This is a genomic window from Streptomyces sp. NPDC025651 (assembly GCF_055558735.1).
On record NZ_JBVHLZ010000018.1, the window covers coordinates 150789 to 159031 of the forward strand.

The following is an 8243-nucleotide window of genomic DNA, read 5'->3' on the forward strand; positions in this document are numbered from 1 at the left end:
GACAGGTTGGGTTGCGACTCAGAGCGTGGAGGCTGCAGGCTTCGGGAGGAGCTGAGCACGGCGCCGAGTGCGCGTCTCATCGATCATGGCGAAACCGGTGGTTCCTGAGCTGGGCATTGTCAGGATGGTGAGACGCCCTGCTCCAGGATTCGCAGTGAAGGTGGCAGTTTCCGGACCAGTCCCGACGCGAGCTGGGTCTGATCAACGCCGAAACGGCGTGCTGCCTCCGCGGGCAGCTGGGGATGGTCTCGCCAGTGCGGGGAGGCGAACAGGCCGGTGAGCACGATGACTTCGGGGTAGGTAGCCACCTCGATCCGGTGCTCCGAGGGACGGTGGGGATCACCGAACGGGTCCTCGCCCAGCACTGCGAGTCGGCGGTTCCACCTCTGCCGAAGAGGCTCTCCGCTTCTCTCGCCGGTGAACCACCTGGTCAGGCGGTCGCGGGCGTCGATGAAGGCCAGCGCGGTGAAGGGATGGGTGCCGCGGCGGACGATCCGGTGATGCTGGAGGTTGGCCCGCAGAACCTCAGGCAGTCGCGTCAGATCGTGTTGCTCCTCGCCGAGGAGCCAGCGGCTGTGGCGGTGGCAGACACCTTCATGGTGCGGGGTGCTGCGGACGACAAGCCCGTGGACGTGCCGCCGGGCCATGCAGAGGCGGCAGGCAGGACGCCTCCGTGGCTCGGTGACCTCCTCGGTGGCGGACCGATGGTGTCGAAGCAGGTCGCCGATCGAGCCAAGCGGCGGCATCGCGTGGACCAGGGATGACGGGTGCCGGCCGGTCAAGACGGCGAGCCGTCGCAGTGCGTCTGGGGTCCAGTAGCCGACCCGGTTGTCGCCTCGGCGGTGTTGGCGGGACGGGCCGATCAGGTGCGAGAGGTAGCCGATGGTGAGGTGGTTGGCATCGGCGAGGCGGTTCAGGTAGGAGCCGATGGTCTCGTGATGGACGGGCGGCGGCGCGAGGGGCAGGGTCCGGGGCCGGGTGGTCATGCGACGTGTTTTGTGCCGCGTCTGCGGCGCCGACGCGCGCGAGGGATGTTCTGTTGTTCGGCGCTCTCGTCCAGGTCGACTCGTTCCAGCGAGGCTTTGGTGATCCTCTCGCTGCCGTCGAGGAGGGCGTCCAGCGCGGCTTCCCGGACGAGGTGGGACAGGCTGCCGATCATTCCCCCGGTGCGGTCGTGCAGGTAGGAGCTCAGGTCCAGCAAGGTCCCCGGCCGGTGTGCTCGCAGCCGCAGGGACTCCTCCAAAGTCGCCACGAGGGAACGCCAGGAGCCGCGTTGTTCCTCGGTCTTGTGGCGGAACGCGCTGGTGGGAATGAGGGTGTAGCGGCTGGCGATCTGTCCGCCGCGGCGTCCGGAGAACAGTCCGGTGCCCTCGACGTCGACGCCGGCCAGGACGAACGTCGCGGGGATGCGCTCGGACAGGTACTTGATCTGGTCGGATGCCTCGGCGCCCACCCGCGTACCGATGTCGAGATTGTGCAGCTCGTCGATGAGCACGAGACGGCAGCCAAGGGTGCAGAGCAGGTCGCAGACCTTGTTGGTGACTTCGACCTGGCTGAAGCGCGAGGGCAGCGGCAGGCCGATGAACCGGGCGAACTCGATGGCCAGCATCTTCGGGGTGGCTGCGGGTGGGACGGTGACGTAGACGACCGGCAGGGAGTCCGGCAGGATCTCGCCGCGGCGGCGTCCCAGCTGTTCGTAGTTCTTGCCGAGTTGGGTGATGGCGGTGGTCTTCCCGGTCCCGGCGGGACCCGAGACGATCAGTCCGCGGCGGGCGGAGTGCTGGTGCCGGTTGAGCAGGATGCGCTTGCGGCCGGTCGCGGTGACATGGCGGATCGTCGGCGTGGAGACGATGACGAGTTGCGCGTGGTAGTCCTCCAGGGCCTGGTCGTAGGCGGTTCGCTCCGCCTCGGGGAGCCGCTGCAGGGCTGCGGGCGCCATGACGGCCGGCGGGGTGGTGGCCTCTGCGGTGAAGGCGGTCCAGCCCTCCTTGGTCGTCAGCGGATGGTCGACCTCTTCCGGATCGAGGAAGTGCGTCATCAGCGGCTCCCGTCGGTGAAGGCATCGAACACCCCGAACGGGATGACCTGGGCGATGTCTCCTTCGCTGCCTGCTTCCTCGTCCGTCTCCGGTTCGGGTTCGCGCCGTGCCTGCGGCTGCGCGGGGACGGCCGTTGCCGCCTTGGTGCGGGCGGCGATGCGCCGGTCGGGCCCGTTCTCGGCGCGGGTCAGCAGGTCGTCGATGACGACGGCGATGGCGTCCTCGTCGGTGTCGTCGGCGCCCTTGGCGGCCAGCACGGCTCGGGCATGGCGCCAGGTGAAATCGGCGAACGGCGCGGAGACCGTGCCCAGCCGGGTCCAGGGAACGGTGATCCAGCCTCCGGCCCGGGTGTCGCGTACCCAGACATGGGAGAGGTCATAGGGGTCGTAATGGACCTCCCAGAGGTTGCCCTTGGTGTCCACTCCGGACGGCTGGCGCCGGTAGGAGCCCAACTCCCGGCAGTCGTAGGTGCGGTAGTCGAGTGTGATGCCGTAGTCGTTGATCTTCCGCCACTCGACGGGCAGCAACTCGATGTAGTCATCGCCGCCGAGGCAGACCGGCAGGTAGCCGGTGCGGGAGACGAGCATGGCGTAGACCTCGTTCGGCGAGAGAGCCTTGCCCGGCAGGAACGGACTGCGCAGAGCGTCATGCGGGCGGGTCTGCCACCGGGCGACAACCCACTCGTGGAAGAGATCGGCGAGTTCCGCGATCGTCCAGACCGCCTGGACGTCCCGGCCGCGCCGGGTGGTGTCGGAGCCGACATATCCGGCGACGTGCTGGCAGAACATGGAGTTGATCGACTCAAAAGTTCGCTCCACGACTCCCTTGTCCGTAGGTGTGGCCGGACGTGCGGGCTGGAAGGACATGCCCAGCGAACGGCAGGCCGCGACGAACGTGTCCGAGACGAACACCTTGCCCCGGTCCACGATGATCGTGTCCGGGACGATCACCGGACGTGCCGCAGCGTGCTCCAGGCGGGCGTCGACGCTCATCAACCGGGCGTGCGGGATCAGCGAGGCCGACATCCGCAGGGCGTCCGACCAGCCGGGCCGCATCGGTTCAGGCACCAGCATCCGCGCCAGCAGCAGCGCGGCGTCCACGGCCTTGGTTCCGGCCGGCCGCAGGATCGCCGCGCAGATGGTGCGGGAGGCGACATCCACCGCGATCGTCAGCTCGACCCGCCCGGTCACGCCGTCGTCCAGGACGGCCAGCACATCCAGCGGAGTGGTGTCGATCTGCACCACCTCGCCGGGCCGGGCGGCCAGCGTCGGAGTGAACGGAGCCTCCGGCCGCCCGGCCAGAGAACGCCGGGTCGTGGCGGCCCCGAAGCTGTGACGCCCCTCGGAAAGCGACTTGAGCAGCCGGAAGTACGTTGCCCGCGACGGAAGAGGGACCGTGCCCTTCCCGTGCCGCTCGGCGACCAGCTTCTCGGCCTGCCGGATCACACGGGTGCGGGTTCCCGTCGATGAGTCTTCCTGCGCGGTCAGGACCTCCAGCACTGCCTCGACCAGGCGCTCGTCCACCCGGCCGGTGCCCGGTGCCATGGACAGCCTGGTGGCCCGCCGATCCACCAAGCCCCAGAGCCCCTCGTCCCGCCACTTCGACCTCAGCCGGAACAGCGTCCGGTCCGACACATCGTTGCCCGCCGCGGTCAGCTCGGCTGCTTTGGCCACGAGGCGTTCGTTCACGGTTCGCCACTGCGGGTCGTACTCCGGCCTGGGAACAGTCCCCTTCGGCGCGTCGGGAGGCAGACCGGTCTCCACCTCGATCAGATGCTTCTCGAAGAACCGGGCCTTGCGCAGGGCCACTTCGGGAACGGTGTCCAGCAGGCCGAAGGGCGGAAGCCCCGGCGTAGGCGCCGTCGAGTCGAGCAGCTCGAATCCGTCCGAGGCCATCAAGTGGGCGAACATCACCATGCTCGCGGTGTTGTGCTCGTCGACCAGGCGGACGGTCGTGCCCGACAGGCCCACCACCGTGTGGACCCGGTCCTCGAACCGGACGCGGTCGCCCACCCGCAGCACGCCCTTGGGCCGCTCGTGCTCGGTCATCAGCCCTCCACCCGGCTCACCAAAGAGTGATCACCCAAGGGGCGCGACAGGTCCGTCGCCAACCGTCCGCACCACAGCAGATGAAAGACGACCGGCAGCACCAGGACCGGGTCACCGACGTGCGCTGCCTGGCCCACCAGTGGTCCGGGAACGGCGAACGCGGCCTCCACCGCCTCCTCCAACCCGCCCTGAGCAAACCGCGGATGACGAAACCCGGCAAGCCACCGCAGGTTCGCCACCCGCACCCGGTCGATCTCGCCCACCAGCCGGAAATCCCACCCCACCGCCTCGCATGCAATCTGCGTACCGGCGAACTTGGCCAGATCCCGCGGCTTGCTCCGACGGGCTTCCGGCCGGCAGTCCACCACCACGGCCGAGCCGTCGGCCCGCCGGGCGAAGTAGTCCGGCGCGTGGGACAGCCGCACCCCCTCCGGCGATGTCCAGGACAGCCAGAACGGCTGCGACGCGAACCACGTGACACGCGGGTCGAAGTCCATCGAGATCGCGTGATCCCGCTCCAGCCAGGACTCGAACCCCACGTGCCGCAGCATCGTTGCCGCCCAGTACAAGCCCGGAAAGTTCCTCTGCCCCCGGTACGACGGGAACTCCCGTACCGGAGCGGCCTCTTCGAAGGCCATCCCGCACGAGTCCGTCAGCGGCCTGCGTACCTCGACACCATCCCGGACCCAGGCCACCTCGAAACCGGCCGCCCTGCCCCCGCCGCTCAGCGGCTCCCCCTGATCATCCACACCAGGACGATGTCCACTGCAATGAGACAAGCCACCTGAACCGAGACAAGAGCCACCCCAAAGCGGGACACCGTCTCACTCAAACCTGTCCCACCCCTCGTACCGCAGGCTCAACGCACAGATCAGTGCGACAAGCTGCGGTTCGATGAGACGGGACACCTACTGCGACCTGTGAATCTCAGCATGGTGTCGGATCCGACTTCCATCCGACACCGACCGTGAGATCCCGACACGGAATTTGAGATCCCACAAGAAAGTCGCGCCCGGCAGTTCGCCGGGGGCAGACAGGAAAGATCGCGAAAGGAGTGGTGGAAGCCGCCAGGGGCATGTCAACGTAGACGACCTTCCCCGAAACCCCAGGTCAGAGAGTTGATGCCCGTGACCGTGGACGCGTCCACCCCCGGATTCTCCACCACCACCGAAGCCTTGCAGCTGCGCTCGTGGCAGCTTGGCCCCGGCCAGTCGACGATGGTCACCGACCTATTCAAGGCCGAGTTCTTCCACCTCGTCGTGGATGACCGGGCCGATGTCCACGTCAGCAGCAAGGACGGCCGCTTCTACCTCGGATGGTTCCCCCTCGGCCGCCCCGGCACCGACGGCGACGGCTGGATCCTCGCTGTCACCGGCACCGCCAAGGTCCCCGGCTACCGGATCCGGTTCGACACCGAAACGCCGGCGGAGATCGTCGCGGCCACGGTCCAGCGCGTCCTGGCCACCTCCCGGCCTCTGTGAACCGACCGCAGACCCTGCGCGGATCAGAGCCGCTGCTCACGTACGGCACGTACCCTGCCCTCGGCCCCTGCGGGGGCGCCCGCTCCTGCAAGGAGATGCGTCTTGGCCCCGGAGCTGACCGTCGGCGACCTGCTCGACCAACTGTCGGCCTGCGACCGCGACGCCGTCGTGCAGCTCGCCCTCAACCCCGACTTCCCGATGGCCCACCGCCCGGGCCCCGTTGCCGCCGCGACGAGAAGGACCGTCCCGTGCTGCTCCTCACCGAGCCGGACGAGGACGAGGCCGAACAGTTCGGCCCCCTGTTGCCCGACGTCGCGGTCGCGCTGACCTGGCACGCACCGACCGAGGCCCCGCCGCGCCGACGGCGCGGCACCGGCCCCGGCGGCGGGGAGTGAACCACCCCCGAGCCCACGGAGGCGCCCCTGCACCCGCACCATCCCACTGATCCCTCCCACCCCGCTCCACCGGACCCCGTGCGCTGGGTCACCCCGCGCCATCTGGCCGGCGATGACGACGTCCTCGCCGAGCGCATCGGCGACACCCTCACCGGTCTGGGGTGGCGCATGTGGCCGACCTCCCGCGACACCCTGTTGTATGTGAGCCCGGACGAGCTGCGCGGCGCCGAATGGATCCTGGCCAGCAGCCCGTTCACGCTCGGCGGCCTGCGGGCGGCCCTGCAGATCTCCGCCCACCCGGATGCCACCAGTGCCCTCGTGCAGTGGAACGCCTACTTCACCACCGGCGTACCGCACGAGGTGCTCGCGGACTTTCTCGTCGCGCTCGACGCCAGCGCGGTGCCCGATACGGGCTTCGAGGAGCCCGAGGCGGTGGTCATGGCACTGAGCGCCCAGGGCTGGATCCGTGACGTGGACCGCCCCCGCACCGCCGCCACGGACCCCGGTTTCGCCTCGCACATCTCGCTCGAGCTGCTGCCGGACCTGATCGCCGACGCCGACCCGCGGGAGGACCTGATGGGTTGGCAGGCATGGGCGGAGCCCACGTTCGGCGCACCCTACCTGTGGTGCGCGAACTTCAGCCCGAGCGTCCCCAACGAGCTGGTCGCGGCCTTCGCCGCCTCGCTCGCCTCCCCGACCCCGGTGGCACGCCACCGGCTGCCACAGAGCGCGGAGAAACGCATCACCATCGTCCGTCGCGGCTGACCAGCGGGGCCCGGCACGCTGCCGGGCCCTGCCTTCCGCGGGCCGCGTTCACGTCTCAGCCCCTGGAAGAGGTGTCCCCGGCGAACCCGCCTCCCGCTGCCGAGGCTCAGTGCTGCGAGCGCTGCGGCTCCACCGGCTTCCTCGCTCGCCACCGCGACCTCGCCGAGGCGCCCGCCTGGTGCATCGACTGCCACGAACAGGTCGACACCGCCCAGGCTCGTGCCGGCCACCCCTGCGAGGACGGCTGCGCCCTCGCCACCGGCCACAACGGCCTGTGCGCCGTACGCGTCTGACCGCTTCCTCCCCGCCGCCTACCTCAACGGAGGTTCCTTGTCCCTGCCGCTGATCCGGCTCGCCATCGGCCGTACGAACGGCACCGCCCACTACGGCGTCCTGCTCGACGCCACCCAGCCGCTGACCGTGTGCGCCACCCACTCGCCCGACCTCCAGCCCATCGGCGAGAACACCGCGCACACCCTGTGCCAGAGCTGCACCCGCGCCTTTCTCATCCTCACCACGCCGCCGCACCCCGGCGGCGAGCCGGACTTCCGCCCTGCCGCAGGCGCGGGCAAGAGCGCCGCCGTACACCGGCCGATCCCCGGGCACCTCCTCGGGTACTGCGGCAAGTCGCTCGACGACCGGGCCTCCACCGCCCGCCGGGTATGCGCCAACTGCATCGGACTCAGCACCGCCCTCGACCGCTTCCGCCACACCGTCGGTGCGCTGGTGCTGCCCAGTGGTGAACCGTGCCATGTGGACGACAACGTCCTGTGGACCGCGAGAGGGCGGGGCAACCTCGTCACGGGCCACCGCCGCGATGCGCTCGTAGGCACGTCCTGGTGCGCGCAGCCGCTCTCCGGCCCCAACCCCGACGCCTCCCACGAGTGCGCGGCGTGCCGACGCATCTGGCAGGAGGCCGAGGTCACCCGCCAGACCTACACGCTGCCCCGCGCCCGTGAACGCGCACGCTGGTGGTATCAGCGACAGGACCGTGACCTCGATGTCTTCGACGAACGCGCCGACGCTCTGCAAGTCGGCGACGCCTACTCGCTATCGGGGTGCGCCGAGACGCATCACGTCGTGGCCGCGGCCGACCGCATCCGGAAAAGTCACCGGGATCTCGTCGTCTACCTGCCGATCGACGACCGGCTCGCCGACGTACGGGTGCACCGCGACCGCGTGGTGGCCATCCAACGGCCCTCGCACGTAACCGAGGCGATGCTTCAGCCCACACCGCGCATTCCGTAGTTCGCCCCAACCTGCCTCAGCCCGGTGGACGAGCCTCGATGGCTTGGCCACCGGGCTTTCGCCATATCGGGGACCGTCGGTGCCGCCAGGTTCGACACCGTGGCAGATCAACGCCGGAACCGGTCGAATGGCATCGAGGGAATTCATTGGCTTTCTGCGTATTCAGCGAGGAATGAGCGGTGTGCATCGTGAAGTGGCTGGTCACGGATCTGGCGTGACGTTGTTCCGAGGTGCTCGTGCTGGTCGCGCGTGGCAGTCTGAGGTGTAG

At 69.4% G+C, this 8243-nt stretch carries 9 protein-coding genes; 5 read left to right on the forward strand and 4 right to left on the reverse strand.

What is annotated here, in order from left to right; genetic code table 11:
* Positions 1-119: 119 nt before the first annotated feature.
* The 4 genes from ACZ4D5_RS40435 to ACZ4D5_RS40450 are packed head-to-tail and all read right to left on the reverse strand — an operon-like array spanning position 120 to position 4835.
* On the reverse strand, positions 120-986 hold the full coding sequence (locus ACZ4D5_RS40435; protein WP_467777498.1) for a TniQ family protein: 867 nt from the start codon (positions 984-986) through the stop codon (positions 120-122).
* Positions 983-2038, reverse strand: a complete 1056-nt coding sequence (locus tag ACZ4D5_RS40440; protein WP_467777499.1) for an AAA family ATPase — start codon at positions 2036-2038, stop codon at positions 983-985. Before ACZ4D5_RS40440 ends, ACZ4D5_RS40435 begins: the two co-directional genes overlap by 4 nt.
* Positions 2038-4086: a transposase gene (locus ACZ4D5_RS40445; protein WP_467777500.1), complete on the reverse strand. Its 2049-nt coding sequence runs from the start codon at positions 4084-4086 to the stop codon at positions 2038-2040. Before ACZ4D5_RS40445 ends, ACZ4D5_RS40440 begins: the two co-directional genes overlap by 1 nt.
* Complete coding sequence (locus tag ACZ4D5_RS40450) at positions 4086-4835, reverse strand: TnsA-like heteromeric transposase endonuclease subunit (RefSeq protein WP_467777501.1); 750 nt, start codon at positions 4833-4835, stop codon at positions 4086-4088. The genes ACZ4D5_RS40445 and ACZ4D5_RS40450 overlap by 1 nt, the downstream gene beginning before the upstream one ends.
* Before the next feature lie 372 nt (positions 4836-5207).
* Between ACZ4D5_RS40450 and ACZ4D5_RS40455 the strand changes: the two genes are divergently transcribed.
* The 5 genes from ACZ4D5_RS40455 (at position 5208) to ACZ4D5_RS40475 (ending at position 7975) form a co-directional block, all read left to right on the forward strand.
* A complete protein-coding gene (locus ACZ4D5_RS40455; protein WP_467777502.1) occupies positions 5208-5567 on the forward strand; it encodes an SPDY domain-containing protein in 360 nt (119 codons plus the stop codon).
* A gap of 248 nt (positions 5568-5815) precedes the next feature.
* Entirely contained in the window at positions 5816-5962 is a 147-nt protein-coding gene (locus ACZ4D5_RS40460) for a hypothetical protein (RefSeq protein ID WP_467777503.1), read from the forward strand.
* A gap of 78 nt (positions 5963-6040) precedes the next feature.
* Positions 6041-6727 carry an SPDY domain-containing protein gene (locus tag ACZ4D5_RS40465; protein ID WP_467777504.1) on the forward strand — a complete coding sequence of 229 codons (687 nt, stop codon included), beginning with the start codon at positions 6041-6043 and terminating at the stop codon, positions 6725-6727.
* Between the two features lie 71 nt (positions 6728-6798).
* On the forward strand, positions 6799-7020 hold the full coding sequence (locus tag ACZ4D5_RS40470) for a hypothetical protein (protein ID WP_467777505.1): 222 nt from the start codon (positions 6799-6801) through the stop codon (positions 7018-7020).
* Between the two features lie 37 nt (positions 7021-7057).
* Complete coding sequence (locus tag ACZ4D5_RS40475) at positions 7058-7975, forward strand: hypothetical protein (RefSeq protein WP_467777506.1); 918 nt, start codon at positions 7058-7060, stop codon at positions 7973-7975.
* Positions 7976-8243: the final 268 nt, after the last annotated feature.

What these genes read in the sequence shown, in the direction of transcription:
- ACZ4D5_RS40435 (WP_467777498.1), bottom strand. Translation starts at nt 986, where the DNA reads ATGACCACCCGGCCCCGGACCCTGCCCCTCGCGCCGCCGCCCGTCCAT.
- ACZ4D5_RS40440 (WP_467777499.1), bottom strand. Translation starts at nt 2,038, where the DNA reads ATGACGCACTTCCTCGATCCGGAAGAGGTCGACCATCCGCTGACGACC.
- ACZ4D5_RS40445 (WP_467777500.1), bottom strand. Translation starts at nt 4,086, where the DNA reads ATGACCGAGCACGAGCGGCCCAAGGGCGTGCTGCGGGTGGGCGACCGC.
- ACZ4D5_RS40455 (WP_467777502.1), top strand. Translation starts at nt 5,208, where the DNA reads ATGCCCGTGACCGTGGACGCGTCCACCCCCGGATTCTCCACCACCACC.